Here is a 15820-nt window from a genome sequence, read left to right as displayed (position 1 = left end):
CGACGGCAAATCCGACCCGCTTCGCCCGGCTTTGCCGCGCTCGCGATCGCCCCGTAGTTTCGATGGTGGCGACCCGCTTCGCCCGGCTTCGCCGCGCTCGCGATCGCCCCTAGCGCCCGAAGCCGGGGCGACGGCGGCGCAGGTAGCGCTCGAACTCGGCCGCCAGCGCGTCGCCATCGATCTTGCCCAGGGCGTCGTTCATGTCGACCTCGGCGTCGCCGCGTTGCTCGAGCGACAGCACGTACTCGGCGAGGTCCTCGTCCTCGGCGGTCATCTCGGTGACCGCCTGCTCCCAGTCCTCGGCGTCCGTCGGCAGGTCGGCCAGCGGCACCTCGATGTCGAGCACGTCTTCGACGCGGCGCAGCAGGGCCACCGTCGCCTTCGGGTTCGGCGGCTGCGAGACGTAGTGCGGCACCGCGGCCCAGAACGTCACCGCAGGTATCCCGGCTGCCACGCAGGAGTCCTGAAACACGCCGGCGATGCCGGTCGGGCCCTCGTAGCGACTTTCTTCCAGGCCGAAACGTTTCGCCGACTCGGGGGAGTAGGCGGCGCCCGACACCGGGACCGGCCGGGTGTGTGGGGTGTCGGCCAGCAAGGCGCCCAGGATCACCACGGTGTCCACGTTGAGCTTGTCGGCGATGGCCACCAGCTCCGAACAGAAAGTGCGCCAACGCATGTTGGGTTCCACCCCATGCATCAGCACCACGTCGCGGTCGCTGCCCGGAGGCCGGCAGTGCGAGATCCGCATGGCCGGCCACACCAGCTCGCGGGTCACGCCGTCCACCTGCCGGATCACCGGGCGATTCACCTGGTAGTCGTAGTACGCCTCGTCGTCGATCTCCAAGATCGGGTCGGCTTCCCAGATCGCCTCGAGGTGCTCCAGCGCGTCGCTGGCCGCGTCACCGGCGTCGTTCCAGCCCTCGAACGCAGCCACGACGACGGTCTGGTGCAGTTCAGGCAACGCGGCTTTGCCGAAAGGGAGGCCGTCGGGCGGGGTCACAGAATTAGCGTACGGCCTAACGGCCCGATGTTCGGGGCGCGGTGGCCGTGGATTGTCGGCCGATTGACGCTCAACCGGGGACTTTGCATAGAACGACTATTCTTATGGCGTGAGCGCCGCTGACGAACACCACTACGACACCGCCATGCTCGCCACTCCGGCGCCGCGCGTGGCAGTGGGCGACGGCGCGACGGGTACGCGGTTGCGGGCTGCGGATCTGACCCCGGGCGACCTCCACATCCGGCGTCGCCGCGGTCAACACGAAATACCTTCGGCTGCAAACTGGTTAACCTTGTTAAGTACCTCGCCGCCAGTATTCGCGAACTGTCGATCGCGGCGATGAGTTGGGCGTCCAGTCGACGATCGGGTGACGACGTAGACTTTTGTGGTCGAGAGGCGTTGCAACGGTTCCGGTTTTTTGCCGGGGGCCGCCACGCTCGGCAGAGTCAAGGACGCCTTCCGCTACGGAAGGAACGTACGTGAACGCCGCTGAGTCGAAGACATTCGCGCCGAACATCCGCCCCGACTGCACCGACGAACTGACGGCTGCCCTGCGCGAGCGGATCATGGTGATCGACGGCGCGATGGGCACGGCGATTCAGCGGGACCGGCCGGACGAGGCCGGCTACCGCGGCGACCGGTTCACGGAGTGGCCGACCGCTCTTCAGGGCAACAATGACCTGCTCAACCTGACGCAGCCGCAGATCATCGAGGGTATCCACCGCGAGTACCTCGAGGCGGGCGCCGACATCCTGGAGACCAACACGTTCAACGCAAACGCGATCTCGCTCTCCGACTACGACATGGCGGACCTGGCCTACGAGCTCAACTACGCCGGCGCCGCCCTGGCGCGCAAGGCGGCCGACGAATTCAGCACCCCGGAAAAGCCCCGCTACGTCGCCGGCGCAATCGGGCCGACGACGCGCACCGCGTCGATCTCGCCCGACGTCAACGACCCCGGGGCCCGCAACGTCTCCTACGACCAACTCGTCGCCGCCTACCTCGAAGCCGCCAACGGCCTGGTCGACGGCGGTGTCGACCTCCTCATCATCGAGACGATCTTCGACTCGTTGAACGCCAAGGCGGCGGTGTTCGCGGTCGAGACGCTGTTCGAGGAGCGTGGACGCCGCTGGCCGGTGATCATCTCGGGCACCATCACCGATGCCTCCGGGCGGACACTGTCCGGCCAGGTCACCGAGGCGTTCTGGAACTCGGTCAGGCACGCCAAGCCGATCGCGGTCGGCCTCAACTGCGCCCTGGGTGCGCCGGAGATGAGGCCCTACATCGCGGAGATGTCGCGGATCGCGGACACCTTTGTCTCCTGCTACCCGAACGCGGGCCTGCCCAATGCGTTCGGCGAATACGACGAGACTCCGGCGCGTCAGGCCGGCTACATCGCCGACTTCGCCGAGGCCGGTCTGGTCAACCTGGTCGGTGGCTGTTGCGGGACCGCGCCGCCGCATATCGCCGAGATCGCCAAGGTCGTCGAGGGCAAAGCGCCGCGGCAGGTCCCCGGCGTCCCGCTGGCCACCCGGCTGTCGGGCCTGGAGCCGCTGAATATCACCGAGGACTCCCTGTTCGTGAACATCGGTGAGCGCACCAACATCACCGGCTCCGCGCGGTTCCGCAACCTGATCAAGGCCGAGGATTACGACACCGCACTGTCGGTGGCCCTGCAGCAGGTCGAGGTCGGCGCGCAGGTCATCGACATCAACATGGACGAGGGCATGATCGACGGCGTCGCCGCTATGGACCGGTTCACCAAGCTGGTCGCGGCCGAGCCGGACATCAGCCGCGTCCCGGTGATGATCGACTCCTCGAAGTTCGAGGTCATCGAGGCGGGCCTGAAGAACGTGCAGGGCAAGCCGATCGTCAACTCGATCTCCATGAAGGAGGGCGAGGAGAAGTTCGTCCGCGAGGCCCGGCTGTGCCGCAAGTACGGCGCCGCCGTCGTGGTGATGGCCTTCGACGAGCAGGGGCAGGCCGACAACCTGGAGCGCCGCAAGGAGATCTGCGGGCGCGCCTATCGGATCCTGACCGAGGAGGTCGGCTTCCCGCCCGAGGACATCATCTTCGACCCGAACTGCTTCGCGCTGGCGACCGGTATCGAGGAGCACGCGACGTACGGGATCGACTTCATCGAGGCCTGCGCCTGGATCAAGGAGAACCTGCCGGGGGTGCACATCTCCGGCGGCATCTCGAACGTGTCGTTCTCGTTCCGGGGCAACAATCCCGTCCGCGAGGCGATTCACTCGGTGTTCCTGTTTCACGCCATCAAGGCCGGGCTGGACATGGGCATCGTCAACGCCGGTGCGCTGGTGCCCTACGACTCGATCGACCCCGAGCTGCGGGACCGCATCGAGGACGTCGTCCTGAACCGTCGCGAGGACGCGGCCGAGAGGCTTTTGGAGATCGCGGAACGGTTCAACAGCTCAGAGAAGTCCGAGGACCCGGCGGCGGCCGAGTGGCGCGGCCTCCCGGTCCGGGAGCGGATCACGCACGCTCTGGTCAAGGGCATCGACGCGCACGTCGATGACGACACCGAGGAGTTGCGGGCCGAGATTGCCGCCGCGGGTGGTCGCCCGATCGAGGTGATCGAGGGCCCGCTGATGGACGGCATGAACGTTGTCGGTGACCTGTTCGGCTCGGGCAAGATGTTCCTGCCCCAGGTAGTGAAGTCGGCCCGGGTGATGAAAAAGGCCGTCGCCTACCTGCTGCCTTTCATCGAGGAGGAGAAACAGCAGAACGGCACTGCCGCCGCGAAGGACACCAACGGCACGATCGTGATGGCCACGGTGAAGGGCGACGTCCACGACATCGGCAAAAACATCGTCGGAGTCGTCTTGCAGTGCAACAACTTCGAGGTAATCGACCTCGGCGTGATGGTGCCCGCCCAGAAGATCCTCGACGCGGCGAAGGAGCACGACGCCGACATCATCGGGCTGTCCGGCCTCATCACCCCGTCGCTGGACGAGATGGCCAACTTCGCCGTCGAGATGGAACGCGAGGGGTTGGAGATCCCGCTGCTGATCGGTGGCGCGACCACCTCGCGCGCCCACACGGCCGTAAAGATATCGCCGCGTCGTAGCGGTCCGGTGGTCTGGGTCAAGGACGCGTCCCGCTCGGTGCCGGTCGCCGCGGCGCTCCTCGACGACAAGCAGCGTCCGGCCCTGCTGGAGGCCACCGAGAAGGACTACGCGTCCCTGCGCGAACGGCACTCGCAGAAGAACGAGCGGCCGATGCTGACCCTGGAGAAGGCCCGTGCCAACCGGACCCCGATCGAGTGGGACGGCTACACGCCGCCGGCGCCCGCCCAGGGCCTCGGCGTCCGGGAGTTCCTCGATTACGACCTCGCCGAGTTGCGTGAGTACATCGACTGGCAGCCGTTCTTCAACGCCTGGGAGATGAAGGGCAGGTTCCCCGACATCCTCAACAACCCGGCTTCGGGTGAGGCTGCCCGCAAGCTCTACGACGACGCCCAGCAGATGCTCGACACCCTGATCAAGGAGAAGTGGCTGACGGCCAACGGGGTGATCGGGTTCTTTCCGGCGAACGCGGTCGGCTCGGGTATTGAAGACATCGAGGTCTACACCGACGACACCCGTACCGAGGTGCTGACCACGTTGCACAACCTGCGCCAGCAGGGCGAGCACCGCGAAGGCATCCCGAACCGGTCGCTGGGCGACTACATCGCGCCCAAAGACACCGGTCTGGCCGACTACGTCGGCGCTTTCGCCGTCACCGCCGGGCTCGGCAGCCAGGAAAAGATCGCGGAGTTCAAGGCGGCCCTCGACGACTACAGCGCGATTTTGCTGGAGTCGGTCGCAGACCGGCTGGCGGAGGCCTTCGCCGAACGGATGCACCAACGGGTCCGCAAGGAGTTCTGGGGATTCCACCCGGACGAGCAGCTGGACAACGAAGCGCTCATCGATGAGAAGTACAGAGGAATCCGCCCCGCCCCCGGTTACCCCGCCTGCCCGGAGCACACCGAGAAGGTGACGCTCTGGAAGTTGATGGACGTGAAGGAGCGGACCGGCATCGAACTGACCGAGTCGATGGCGATGTGGCCCGGTGCCGCCGTCAGCGGCTGGTATTTCTCGCACCCGCAGTCGCAGTACTTCGTGGTCGGCCGGCTGGCCCAGGACCAGGTCGCCGACTACGCGAAGCGCAAGGGCTGGACCCTGGCCGAAGCCGAGCGCTGGCTCGCCCCCAACCTCGGCTACAACCCGGAGGACTGAGCCTGGGCGCCGGCGTCTGAGTCCCAGTCGTCGCCGGACTGGCAGGTCTTACACGCGGAGCACCGGGCTCAGAGCGGATAGCGGGATGTGCGCTTGCACGGTGCCGCCGTCCATGAACCATTGCGGCAGGCCGGGGGAGAAGTTGATCGGCTCGTCGTGGCCGACCGGATAGTCGGGCATGTAGATGATCAACTCGTCGGGCGTCAGCGCCCACGCCTTATACGCGCCCGAGTAGACCTTGTCGGGGGTCCAACGGTCGAGGATGAACGGGTATGTGCCCGGATCATGGGGTGGCGGAGCCTGATTGAGCGCCGTATCGATGAACGGCGCAGCCAGCGGCGGGATGGCGGTCAGCGGATTCGACGTCGTGAGATCGGCGAGCTGCACCCGTCTGCCCGCCGCCATGTCGAAGGTGAAGGTCCGGTAGGCGTTGTTGGGCTTGGGCCCGTCGGCGTGATAGTCCTCGTGGAACACCGCGCTGAGCAGGTTTCCGTGCCGGAAAACCTCGAAGTTCTCCTCGCCGTAGCTGTCGGCGGCCATGCTCCCGTTGGCGGTCTTCCAGTTGTTGACCAGGGTGCGCAGATAGTCCCGAATCACCGGACCGGTGGTCGGATTGTCGACCAGATCGTCGGGCACCGCGACCTTGATGTCGCGCACGGCATTGCGTTCCGAGGTCACCGCGGTGTGGCAGTACTGGCCGTCCCAATTACCACCGAGTTCGCCGCAGAATGACGGCGCCGACGCGTGCGCGGTGGCGACGCTGGGAATGGTTGCGGCCGCGGCCAATAGGAGGGCCGCCGACAGTCGATTGAGCATGAGATCGCTCCGCTCGGCTCAGAGGAGTTGGACTTTGCTTGCCCGCCAGCGACCGTCGACCTTTTCCATGGTCATCTTGATCCTGCTGCGGTCGATGCGCGGGTCGGGGGCGGCCGTGTTGGTGACGGTCTGGTCGATGAAGAGCAGCACGACGACCCTGTCGGTGGATTCGGACTGAATGGCAGAGTCCACCACAACTCCGTGGGCGGTCGCCTTGTTGTCGATCAGCAACTGCCGGAGTTTGACGCTGGACTGGGTGTACATGTCCTTGAATTCGCCGGTCGCGCCGTCGAGCACCTGCTTGAAGTTCTCGTCGACCTTGTTCGAGTCGATGCTCGTCAGCACCTGCGCGTAGGCGATAGCCGCCTGTCGGGCCTGTTCACCCGCCGCCTTGACCTGATGGTCCTGCCACTGCAGCCACCCGAAGTACCCCGAAACGGCAAGTGAGGCAACAACTAATGCCGGCAGCGCGCCGCGACGCAGATACTGGCGCCAGGGCCGCTTGGCGCGCTCGGCCTTGGGGCTCTTGCGTTTGAGGAGCCCGCCTTCGTCATCCTCGTCGTCGTCGGCCTGCTCGTCATCCTCGTCGTCGTCGGCCTGCTCGTCATCCTCGTCCGCAGTCGCCTCGTCGGCCGAATCCTCGGGCGCTGCGCCGGATTCGTCGGCGCGCTCCTCCTCGGCTTCTTCGCCCGCAACTTCGGGTGCCTCGGCCCCCGGTTCCGTGTGCGTTTCGGCGTTGGGGTCCTTCTTGGTGGTCACGACCACGATCATCTCCTAAGGGTCGATGGGTTCGGACGCTCAGTGCGGCGGTTCGATCGGCAACTGCGGACCGCCATACGGGGTGGGAATGGTGTAGCGGCCGCGCGGGGTCGGGTCCGTTCGCTGACCCAGGTTCGCTCCCGGCGGGGGACCGGCGGTGTCGTCGCCGCCCGGGCGTGGCGCGTTCTTGGCGCCGCGGATCGAGACCGCCGGGTCGTCGTCGCGGCAGTAGGTGTACATGAACGGCTCGTAGTAGTCGGCGGCGGACGGCGCGTGCGACGGCGTCCCGTAATCGCACACGTAGCGGGGATACAGGTCGGCCGTCGCCCAGACTCCGCCGTCGTGGAAGGCGCTCGTCACCGCGTCCAATACCGACCCGCGGTAGTCGGGGAACAGCGCGTTGAGCGCGGGCACCCGCAGATAGAACAGGTGTGACATGGTGGCCATGCTGCCCAGCAACTGCACCATGGTGTCGGAGTTGTCCGTAAACAGATTGTCGACTGCCGAGAGGGTGCGCGGCGTCTGCTGAGTCAACCGGCGGTAGCCGGCCTGCATTCGGGCCACACCGGTCAGCGTTTGATTGAGTTCGGTTGCGGTGGCGCCCAATCCGGTGTTCTTGTCGCTGGCGAGGGTGAGCACGACGCGGCTGGTCTTAATAATGCTGGTGGTTTGGGGCAGCACCGAATCCAGCGTCGAAAGCAGGAACGTGCCGCCGTCGACGATGGCGGCCAGCTTCGCCGGGCCCTCCTTGCTCAGGCTCAATTCCTTCTTGATCAACTCGATCTTGTGTGGGTCGACCTGTGCCAGCAGCCCGTCGGCGTCACCGAGCAACTGCGCCAAGCTGACCGGCACGGTCGTGTGGTCCAGTGCGATGAGGCTGCCGTCGTGCAGATACGGCCCCGCGTCGGACGTCGCTTCGAAATTGATGAACTGTTCGCCGGCCGGCGAGAGGGCCGCCACGTGCGCCACGCTGTTGGCCGGGATCCGCACCTTCGACGTGATGCTGGCGACCGCGTTCACCCCGGTGTCGGTGATCTGCAGCGACTCGATGCGGCCGATGCGCACCCCGCGCAGTGCGACGTCCTGATTGGGCAGCAGGCCGCCCGATTCCGTCAACTGCACGGTGACTCGGTAGGAAGAGGCGAAGGGCTTCACCCGCAGCGCTCCGACGAGCAGGTAGGCGGTTGCCACGACCAGGATGAGCACCAAGCCGGCCACCGACAGCCAAACCTGCTGCCGGTGAGCCGTGCGCACCGCGCGGACAACGACATTGGCGGAGTTGCCGACGGCGCGCATCATGGCTGTGGCCCTGGCGGTGGGGGTGGTCCCGCCGGTGGCGGGGCCGGAGCCGGCGGTGGCCCGGGGGCGACGTCGATTTGGCCCGGGATGTTCGGATCCGGGATGACCGGAACCTGTGGCGAATTGGGTCCCCGGCCGACCACGCGTTCCTGCAGCCGCCACAGGGTGTACTTGAGGGTGCCGACGAGCAGGTTCACGTTGTAGTGATGCGGCCCGTGCAGCCCGATGTCACCGGGGAATCCGATGTCGGGCAGCGACCCGAGCATGATCTTGTCCACGCTGACGTTCACCGAAATCGAATTCCCGGCAGTCGATTTGACCAGGGCGGGGATCAGCCGGTTGAGCGACAGCCAGCTGGTGTCCGGGCTCATTGCAACGTCGTTGGCTGCCCCGGCGATCGTGTTCAGGTCGCGGATCACGCTGCGGCCGCTGGTGTCGGTGCCGCCGATGGACGGGAACCGCGCCAGCAAGCGGGAGGTGTCGCCCACCTGGACGGCCAGATTGGAAAGCTGACTGGTGTTGTCGGCCAGGGCCGAAGTGGCGGGGCTGGCGGCGGTCATCAGGTCGCTGATGGCCTGATTCTTTGCGTCGAGTTGATCGGCCAGCCGTGACAATTGGGTCAGCGCGTGCGAGATCTGCTCGGACCGGGCATCCAACGTCCCCAGCAACTCGTTGGACTTGCGGATCATGTCGCCGAACGCCTGGCCCTGGTCGCCGGTCGCCTTGCCGAAACCGTTGATGATGTTGGTGAAGTTGCGCACCGCCCCGCCGTTCACCAGAATCGCCGCCGAGCTCAGCACCGACTCGACGGTTGCGGCGGCCGCGGTGGAATCCAGGCCGATGGTGTCGCCGTTGCGCAGCAGCGACGTATCCGCGGGATCGTCAGCCGGTGGCTTGAGCGCGACGAACACGTCGCCCAGCGGTGTCGCGGTGCGCAGTTCGGCGGTGCTGCCCCGCGGCAGTTGGACGCCGTCCCGGATCCGCAGCCGGGTGACCGCGGTGTAGTTGCGTGCGACCATCGATTCGAGCTGTCCGACGTCGGCGCCGGCGAGCTTGACCTTGGCGTTCATCGGCAGGTTCAGCGCGTTGGAGAAGATAGCGTTCAGCGAATAGCCTCCCGAGCCCAGCCCCGGGGCCGGAAGGGGCAGGCTGGCAAGGCCGTTCGTGGCGCAACCCGCGGTGACCATCGCCGCGGCCATCGCGGTCAACATGCCCCGCGCGCCCACCGTCATCATTTCTGCCCCATGGCGGCCATGCCGTCGAGCACATACGTCAGCCCGAAATCGGGGCCGAAGTCTTGGATGGTCCCCGTGCTGCAGCCCAGTTGGCGAAGGCCCATCAGGTTGCAGATCTCTTTGGTGTACTGGCTGTCGAAGAGCAACCGATCCGTGAGGAAGCGGGCCCGCACGCTGCCATTCGCGCGGTCGATCATGTTGTAGGCGTTGTCTGCCACCAGCGGAGCCAGATCCAGGAGCTCGGCCAGGTCGCGGCGTTGGTCGGTCACCGTCTTCAGCGTGTCGTTGCCGTGGAGCACGGTCTGCTTGACACTGTCCCGGTTTTCGCCGAGCAGGTCGCCGGCCCGCTGGATCAGCTGATCGAGCTTGTGTCCGGTGCTGCCGCTGCCAAGGTCCTCGTCGGCCATGATCTGACTGACTTGGTGGATGGTGGAGGCGAATTCGCGCAACTTCGTGTCATTGGCGGCCACAGCGTCGAACAGCGTGCTGATGTTTTTGACGATCGTGGTGATCTGCTCGCGGGTCGCCGCGCCGCCGTCGCTGGACAGCCGCAGCGCCTTGGACAGCTCACCCAGTGCCGCCTTGATCTTCTCGCCGTTCCCGTTGACCACCTCGGTGCCGCCGTCCAGCACGTCGGCGATCGGCCCACCGCCGTGGCCGTCGCCCTCGAGCGACTTGGTCACCTTGTCCAAAACGTTGAGGACGCTGCTGAATTCGACGGGCGTCTTGGTCCGGGGCAGCCCGATGGTGTCGTGGTTCTGCAGGGTCGGCCCGCCGTGATAGGGCGGCGTGAGCTCGATCTGCCGGTCGGTGAGGATGGAGGTCGACACCGTGACGGCCTGCGCGGTGACGGGCACTTTGACATGCCGGTCGACGGTGAACTCGACTTCGACGTAGCCGCCCTTGGCGTTGATCTTGGTGATCTTACCCACCGGCATGCCCAACACCGCCACCTCGTTGCCCTCGTAAAGACCTGAGGCACTGTCGAATTGGGCGGTCAGGGTGATCGTCTCCTGGTCGGAACTCAACATCCACCAGCCGGCGCCGACCGCCGCGACGATGACCACGACCGCGGCGACGATGGCCAGCGCCTTGGCGCCCAGGCCCCTCACTTGCAGTCCTTGAAGTACTGGATCATGCCGAACTGCTTGGCACGGCCGCTGATTGCGCACATCCAGGAGTCGATCGCCGGGACGTTGGGGGCGTTGAAGTTGATGGCGTTGCCGTCACCGGTGAGGTTCGCGGCTTCGCGGAAGAAGATCGGGCTGGTCTGCAGCATGCTGTGCAGCAGGTCGTCGTGTTGCGACATCAGGTTGGTGAAGTCGCGCATGTCTTTGATCAGCGCGTCCAGGCCCGAGCGATCGTTGACCACGACCTGACTCATCGTATCGACCAGGCTCGACAAGGACTGCATCATCGCGTGGAAAACGGCGCGACGCGCGACGAAATGACCCAACAGGTCTTGCCCCTGGTCCACCAGAGCGCCGATGCCGGCCTGCTGGCGCCGCAGCGTGTTGGTGACCTGCTCGGTGTTGCGGAGCAGCTGTCCCAACTGGTCGCGTCGTACCGCGATGATCGATGACAGCGTGTTGATGTTCGTGATCGCCTGCGGCACAACGGCGGGCAGGCCCTCGAGCTGCTTGCCCAGCACCGCCAGGGACTGCGCGAACCTGTCGGAGTCCACCTGCTCGAAAGTCGTGGTGGCGTCCTGCAATGCGGCCTGCAGGTCGTAGGGCACCTCGGTGTGCGCCAGGTCGAAGGTGTCGTGGGGCAGGCGCGCCGGGCCGTTGGGTTCCAGTGCGAGGTAGCGCGAACCCAGGATGGTGGTGACCCTGATCTGCGCTCGGGAGTCCTTGCCCAGCTTGATGTCGTCGCGGACCTTCAGGCCTGCCTCGACATGGTCGCCGACGAGTTTCATGCTGGTGACGTTGCCCACCGGGATGCCCGCGACGACGATCGGGTTGCCGGCCCGCAGCGAGGCCGCCTGGAGGAATTCCGCGGTGTAATGCCGATAGCCGGCGCCGATCGCATGCACCAGCAGCATGACTGAGATCACCACCGCGACCACCGCCACGGCGATGAACCCGAGCCAGGTCTTGTTGTAGCTTTCCAACGGACGCTTCTTCATCCCCGAAAGCCGTTGCCGTATCGATGCGTCAGCCATCGACCGTGCTCCTGCACCTCGGCGTGTGCCATGCCCTGTTTCCCGGCGTGGCGGCATTGATGATGATCGGCACCACATCGTTGAGCCCCGGGAAGAACCCCATGAAGTTCACGTCGCACACGTAGGCGTTGCCGTAGGCGCCCTGATTGCCCACCCGGGCAAGGCCTTTCAGTAGCAGCGGGATGTTGTCGCCGAAGAACGCCACCTGCGGCTCGACATCCATGATGTGTTTGGCGACGCCAGGCTGACGATCGATGAATTCGCGCAGTGCCGGGTATACATCCGTCGCCGAGGCCGACAGCCGGTCGGTCACCCGCGCCAGCGAACCCACCGAGGCGACCAGGTCCGGACGCCGCCGGTCGAGCTCGCCGACGACGCTGCGGGTCTGTGTGATGACTCCGTCGAGATTGTCGTTCTGCTGGGCAAGATTGCCGACCACCTTGTTCAGATTGGTGATCACGCTGCCGAGCGCCTGATCGCGGCCGGCGAAAGTCTCTGTGAGCGTGGAGGTCTGGCTGACCAGTGTGGTGAGCGATGACGTGTCGCCCTGCAGCGACTGGATGATGCCCTTGGTGAGGTTGTCGGCATCGTGCGGGTTCAGCAGGCTGAACAACGGTTCGTAGCCGTTGAGCAGGGTGGTCACGTCAAAGGACGGCTCGGTGCGCTCCGGCGGGATCGTGCTGCCGGGGGGAAGCAGCTGCGGACTGCCTTCCTTGCCGATGGACAGTCCGAGGTAACGCTGCCCCACGATATTCTGATAGGTCACCGACGCGAGCGTGTTTCCGAACAGCCGTTGTTCGGACTGCACAACGAACGACACCTTCGCCAGCTTGCCGTCCAGTTCGACCTTTTCGACGCGGCCGACGCGAACCCCGGCCATCCGGACGTCGTCGCCTTCGCGAAGCCCGTACACATCGGTGAATACCGCCGAATACCTGGCGGTGTCGCCCGCTACGTCACGCCGCAGGCTCACATAGACCAGCCAGGTCAGCGTCAACGAGACGATCATGAACAGGGTCAGCGCGATCAGTGGGCCTCGAAATTTCATTTGGCCTCCCCGGGCGGACGGGTCAGCGACACCGTGGTCCCGCGGGCCACCGGACCCAGCAGCAGCTCGGTGGCTTCCGTCGCGGGGGCACCGGTGATCACGCCGAGCATGTTTCGCTCGTACTGGCTCCCGACGGGGCCCACGTTGCCCCCGAAGGAGGCCTGCGGAATCCAGGGCGCCTTGGGTGCCACGGGGGCGACCCACGGCTCGTGCTCTTGTGGCGTCGCGGGCGCCCCTGGCCTGGGGTTGTCGGGATTCGCGCTGCCGGGCACCGGTGGAGACGGCGTAATCCCCGGGGCCAGAGGCGGATTGGGATCGGTCAAGTTGGGAGTGGGGTTGATCAGCGGCGGTCCCACCGCGACGAGGTTTCCATCCGGGCCGATCACCGTGCCGGGCGGCGGAGCCAGATCCTTGGGCGGGTGATAGTTCTGCGGCAGCAGCACCTCGGGCAGATCGGGCCGCACCGGAATCAGCGGTGCGGTGAAGCAGCTGGGGCCCTTGAGCTCGCCGTAGTGGGGACAGTCGGCCCGCGTGTACGTGGAACTGGGCGTGAAGGTGAGCATCGCGCGCATGTTGCCCAGGTTCGTGCGCGGGTTCCACACCTGCTCCATGAACTGGTTGGCCAGGTTGTCCAGCTTGGTGACGGCGGGCACGAAGTTGTTGGACTTCTGCGCCAAGATGCCAAGCACCGGTGTGAAATCGGTGGTGATCTTGACCAGTTGATCGATGTGGTTGTCAAAGGATTGGCGCGTCGTGCCGACGGTGTAGTCGGCGCCCGACAGCAGCGAAGCCAACTGTCCGCGGGTCTCGGCGAAGGTCTGCATCGGCTCGACGGCTTGATGCAACGCATCGAGAAGATCGGGCGCGGTCTGCGCGAGCCCGGTCGTCGCGTCGAGCAGCGCCGACACCGTCGAGGGCCCGCTGTCGGTACTGACAATCGAATTGAGTTGATCGAGAGCGCGATTCAGTTGTGCACCCGCATTCAAAAGGGTGACACGGCGGTGGTCGGTGGCGGCGCCCAGGGCCGCAAGAATCCCGACCGACCGGTCGTCGCGGCCGCGCCCCGCGGCGGCGAGCAGGTCACGCAGCTTGCTGACGGTCGTCTGAAACAGAACGGTCGGCAGCCGCTTGTCCTCCAAGATGTGGGCGCCGGCGCGGATTTTTGCGCCGGGGCCCTCCTGGTTTGGGGAGCCCACCAGCTGGACCGACGAGACGGCGAACACGTTGCTGGGCACCACGCGTGCGGTCACGCTGGCCGGAATCGACTTGGCGTATTCCTCTTTGAGGTCGATGTGGACATAGTTGGGCTTGCCGTGCTCCGCCGGGACGACGCCGTTAACCATTCCGACGAGCACGCCGTGGTACTTGACGTCGGACTTCTGCGGAAGCCCGTCACCCACGTTCACCAGATCCGCTACCACCCGCACGTAATCATTGAGTCTGCCAGTGGATTTGACCAACATCGCGGTGGTGACCAGGGCGCTGACCACCAGCACCGCAATGCCGATGCCGAACAGCTGCCGGTCCGACGGGCCGCGTCCGTCCAGCTCAAAGGAATTGGGCATGTTCCACCGACTTAGCCACCAAACCTTGCGCCGGAGTCGACGCCCCACAGCGCCATGGTGAGCAGCATGTTCACGATGATCACGACGGTGATGCTGGCCCGCATGCCGTGCCCCGCGGCGACCCCGACGCCCTCAGGCCCGCCGCTGGCGTAATACCCGTAGTAGCACTGGATCGTGGACGCGATCCAGACGAAGATGACCGCCTTGATCAACGAATACACGATGTCCTGGCCGGCCAACATCAGCGTGAAGTAGTGCAGGTAGGAGCCGGTGGACCCGCCACTGCCGAAACTGACCACGATCTGTGTGCTCAGGTACCCGATCGCCAGGCATGCGGCGTACAGCGGGACGATCGCCACCACCGAAGCGATCAGCCGGGTGGTCACCAGGTAGGGGATCGGGCGGATGGCGATCGATTCCATCGCGTCGATCTCCTCGGCGATGCGCATGGACCCCAATTGCGCGGTGAAGCGGCAGCCGCCCTGCATGGCGAACGCGAGCGACGCCATCAGGGGAGCCAGCTCGCGGGTGTTGACCAACGACGAGACGAACCCGGTGGCGGGCCCGAGCCCGAGCAGGTTCAGGAAGTTGTAGCCCTCGATGCCGACGAGGGCGCCGACGGTCATCCCCAGCACGACGGCCACACCGGCGGTGCCCCCACCCACCACGATCGAGCCGTTGCCCCAGGTGATGTTCGACAGCAGCCGCAGGAATTCGGCGCTGTACTGACGCAGGGCCAGCGGAACGGCGACCAGCGCCCGGACGAAGAAGACCAGCAGGTGGCCGAGCCGGATGATCGGCACCTTGCCCCGGCGGTACATCCGGACCAGGGGCGTCGAAATCGGTGCGAAGGGCCGATAGGCGGAGGCCGTCACGTCACAGCCCCGTCCTGGGTGACAACATGATGTAAAGCTGGCTGATGGCCACGTTGACGATCATCAATATGAGGATGGCCTCGACCACAGCGGCATTGACGGAGTTCGCGACACCGGTCGGTCCGCCCTTGGTGGACAAGCCTTTCTGGCTCGAGACGATGGCTACGATGGCGCCGAACACGACGGCTTTGATCAGCGCCAAGATCATGTCGCCGGTCGTCGCGAACGACGCGAAGGTCGACACGAAGCTGCCCGGCGCCCCGTTCTGGAAGTACACGTTGAACATGTAGCTCGCGAAGAATCCGGCGAAGCACACGACGCCGGTGAGGGCGACGCCGATCATCACCGCCGCGGCGAAGCGCGGGACGACGAGTCGGCGGATCACCGAGACGCCCATCACCTCCATCGCGTCGGTCTCTTCGCGCATCGTCCGCGAACCCAGGTCGGCAGTGATCGCCGACCCAACCGCCGACGCCATCAGCACCGCGGCCACCAGCGACGCCCCTTGCCGGATGACCGCGAGCCCGCTGGCCGCCCCGGCCAGCGAGGTCGCACCGACCTGGCCGGCCAGCAACGCGAACTGGATGGACAATGTGACGCTGATCGGCAGCGACACCAGGATCGTCGGTAACACGGCGGTGCCGGCCATGAACGCGCCCTGCCGGACGAACTCCTGCCACTGGAATCGCCCGGTCGCCAGGTCGTAGAAGAAATATTGCGCGGTCCGCACGCCCAGAACGAACTGTTCACCTACCGTCGTCAGCGAGGCGACCGGGGTTGCGTCCAGCAGAGTGGTGTACGAGTCGGGCCTGATCAGAATG

12 protein-coding genes are annotated in these 15820 nt (G+C 65.9%); 1 reads left to right on the top strand and 11 read right to left on the bottom strand.

Features of this window, described 5'->3' with window-relative positions; genetic code table 11:
- Positions 1-109: 109 nt before the first annotated feature.
- Positions 110-1000, bottom strand: a complete 891-nt coding sequence (locus tag AC5Y4H_RS22610; protein WP_499985318.1) for a PAC2 family protein — start codon at positions 998-1000, stop codon at positions 110-112.
- A gap of 479 nt (positions 1001-1479) precedes the next feature.
- On the opposite strand from AC5Y4H_RS22610, the gene metH reads away from it, so the two are divergent.
- Positions 1480-5238, top strand: a complete 3759-nt coding sequence (gene metH / locus AC5Y4H_RS22605) for a methionine synthase (RefSeq protein ID WP_499985314.1) — start codon at positions 1480-1482, stop codon at positions 5236-5238.
- Between the two features lie 48 nt (positions 5239-5286).
- Here metH and AC5Y4H_RS22600 read toward each other — a convergent pair whose 3' ends face one another.
- The 10 genes from AC5Y4H_RS22600 to AC5Y4H_RS22555 are packed head-to-tail and all read right to left on the bottom strand — an operon-like array spanning position 5287 to position 15819.
- The gene (locus tag AC5Y4H_RS22600) at positions 5287-6054 is read right to left on the bottom strand and encodes a mannan-binding family protein (protein ID WP_499985312.1); all 768 of its coding nucleotides are present in this window, start codon (positions 6052-6054) and stop codon (positions 5287-5289) included.
- A gap of 18 nt (positions 6055-6072) precedes the next feature.
- Positions 6073-6825, bottom strand: a complete 753-nt coding sequence (locus tag AC5Y4H_RS22595) for an Rv1363c family protein (RefSeq protein WP_499985310.1) — start codon at positions 6823-6825, stop codon at positions 6073-6075.
- Positions 6826-6852: 27 nt separating this feature from the next.
- Entirely contained in the window at positions 6853-8112 is a 1260-nt protein-coding gene (locus tag AC5Y4H_RS22590) for an MlaD family protein (RefSeq protein ID WP_499985306.1), read from the bottom strand.
- Entirely contained in the window at positions 8109-9347 is a 1239-nt protein-coding gene (locus tag AC5Y4H_RS22585; RefSeq protein ID WP_499985304.1) for an MlaD family protein, read from the bottom strand. The genes AC5Y4H_RS22590 and AC5Y4H_RS22585 overlap by 4 nt, the downstream gene beginning before the upstream one ends.
- Positions 9344-10459: an MCE family protein gene (locus AC5Y4H_RS22580; protein WP_499985302.1), complete on the bottom strand. Its 1116-nt coding sequence runs from the start codon at positions 10457-10459 to the stop codon at positions 9344-9346. Before AC5Y4H_RS22580 ends, AC5Y4H_RS22585 begins: the two co-directional genes overlap by 4 nt.
- Positions 10456-11511: an MCE family protein gene (locus AC5Y4H_RS22575; RefSeq protein WP_499985299.1), complete on the bottom strand. Its 1056-nt coding sequence runs from the start codon at positions 11509-11511 to the stop codon at positions 10456-10458. Before AC5Y4H_RS22575 ends, AC5Y4H_RS22580 begins: the two co-directional genes overlap by 4 nt.
- Positions 11504-12559 carry an MlaD family protein gene (locus AC5Y4H_RS22570; protein WP_499985295.1) on the bottom strand — a complete coding sequence of 352 codons (1056 nt, stop codon included), beginning with the start codon at positions 12557-12559 and terminating at the stop codon, positions 11504-11506. Before AC5Y4H_RS22570 ends, AC5Y4H_RS22575 begins: the two co-directional genes overlap by 8 nt.
- Positions 12556-14124 carry an MlaD family protein gene (locus AC5Y4H_RS22565; RefSeq protein ID WP_499985293.1) on the bottom strand — a complete coding sequence of 523 codons (1569 nt, stop codon included), beginning with the start codon at positions 14122-14124 and terminating at the stop codon, positions 12556-12558. The genes AC5Y4H_RS22570 and AC5Y4H_RS22565 overlap by 4 nt, the downstream gene beginning before the upstream one ends.
- Before the next feature lie 11 nt (positions 14125-14135).
- Positions 14136-14999, bottom strand: coding sequence for an ABC transporter permease (locus AC5Y4H_RS22560; protein WP_499985289.1), 864 nt, complete (start codon positions 14997-14999; stop codon positions 14136-14138).
- 1 nt (position 15000) lies between these two features.
- Positions 15001-15819, bottom strand: coding sequence for an MlaE family ABC transporter permease (locus tag AC5Y4H_RS22555; protein WP_499985287.1), 819 nt, complete (start codon positions 15817-15819; stop codon positions 15001-15003).
- Position 15820: the final 1 nt, after the last annotated feature.

The organism is Mycobacterium sp. NGS58, assembly GCF_059812385.1.
This window is presented reverse-complemented; position numbering and strand designations above follow the sequence as displayed.

Excerpts from the sequence above, each read along its gene's own strand:
- AC5Y4H_RS22600 (WP_499985312.1), bottom strand. The coding sequence starts at position 6,054 with ATGCTCAATCGACTGTCGGCGGCCCTCCTATTGGCCGCGGCCGCAACC.
- AC5Y4H_RS22595 (WP_499985310.1), bottom strand. The coding sequence starts at position 6,825 with ATGATCGTGGTCGTGACCACCAAGAAGGACCCCAACGCCGAAACGCAC.
- AC5Y4H_RS22590 (WP_499985306.1), bottom strand. The coding sequence starts at position 8,112 with ATGATGCGCGCCGTCGGCAACTCCGCCAATGTCGTTGTCCGCGCGGTG.
- AC5Y4H_RS22585 (WP_499985304.1), bottom strand. The coding sequence starts at position 9,347 with ATGATGACGGTGGGCGCGCGGGGCATGTTGACCGCGATGGCCGCGGCG.
- AC5Y4H_RS22575 (WP_499985299.1), bottom strand. The coding sequence starts at position 11,511 with ATGGCTGACGCATCGATACGGCAACGGCTTTCGGGGATGAAGAAGCGT.
- AC5Y4H_RS22570 (WP_499985295.1), bottom strand. The coding sequence starts at position 12,559 with ATGAAATTTCGAGGCCCACTGATCGCGCTGACCCTGTTCATGATCGTC.
- AC5Y4H_RS22565 (WP_499985293.1), bottom strand. The coding sequence starts at position 14,124 with ATGCCCAATTCCTTTGAGCTGGACGGACGCGGCCCGTCGGACCGGCAG.